General features: G+C 66.6%; 1 protein-coding gene and 1 pseudogene. Both read right to left on the bottom strand.

The genetic code is table 11. The annotated features are described in order from the left end of the window. The coding region (locus I55_RS29370) for a S1 RNA-binding domain-containing protein (protein ID WP_376739213.1) at window positions 1-780 on the bottom strand (780 nt) is incomplete at its 3' end. Window positions 781-789: 9 nt separating this feature from the next. Beyond that, window positions 790-888: pseudogene (locus tag I55_RS39605) on the bottom strand (hypothetical protein); the annotation flags it as partial. Between the last annotated feature and the right edge of the window lie 90 nt (window positions 889-978).

Below are 978 nucleotides of genomic sequence, written 5' to 3'. Positions count from 1 at the left end.
GTCCTCGCCGGTGGCCTGGTCGACCACCTTCATCGACAGCTTCACCTTGCCGCGATCGTCGAAGCCCAGGACCTTCACCTTGACTTCGTCGCCCTGGTTGACCACGTCCGTCACCTTGGCCACGCGCTGCGGCGCCAGTTCGGAGATGTGGACCAGGCCGTCACGGGCGCCCAGGAAGTTCACGAAGGCGCCGAAGTCCATGACCTTGACGACCTTGCCGACGTAGATCTCGCCCAGCTCGGGTTCGGCGACGATGCCCTTGATCCACTTGATGGCGGCGTCGGAGGCCTTGCTGTCCACGGCCGCCACCTTCACGGTGCCGTCGTCCTCGATGTCGATCTTGGCGCCGGTCTGCTCCACGATCTCGCGGATCACCTTGCCGCCGGAACCGATCACGTCGCGGATCTTCTCCTTCGGGATGTTGATCACGGTGATGCGCGGGGCGTTCTGGTTCACCGCGTCGCGGGCGCCGCCGATGGCCTTGGCCATCTCGCCCAGGATGTGCAGACGGCCGTCCTTGGCCTGCGCCAGGGCGACCTTCATGATGTCCTCGGTGATCGAGGTGATCTTGATGTCCATCTGCAGGGCGGTGACGCCCGCCTCGGTGCCGGCCACCTTGAAGTCCATGTCGCCCAGGTGATCCTCGTCACCCAGGATGTCGGACAGCACGGCGACGCCGGTGTCTTCCTTGATCAGGCCCATGGCGATGCCGGCCACGGGGCGCGGCAGGGGCACGCCGGCGTCCATCAGCGCCAGCGACGTGCCGCAGACGGTGGCCATGGAGGACGAGCCGTTGGACTCGGTGATCTCGGAGACCAGACGCAGGGTGTAGGGGAAGGCTTCCTTGGCCGGCAGCAGCGGGTGGACGGCGCGCCACGCCAGCTGCCATGGCCGATTTCGCGGCGGCCCGGGCTGCCCATGCGGCCGGCTTTCACCACGGAGTACGGGGGGGAGTTATAGTGCAGCATGAAGTTTTCG

The organism is Azospirillum sp. B4 (assembly GCF_000333275.1).
Classification (GTDB): domain Bacteria; phylum Pseudomonadota; class Alphaproteobacteria; order Azospirillales; family Azospirillaceae; genus Nitrospirillum.
This window is presented reverse-complemented; position numbering and strand designations above follow the sequence as displayed.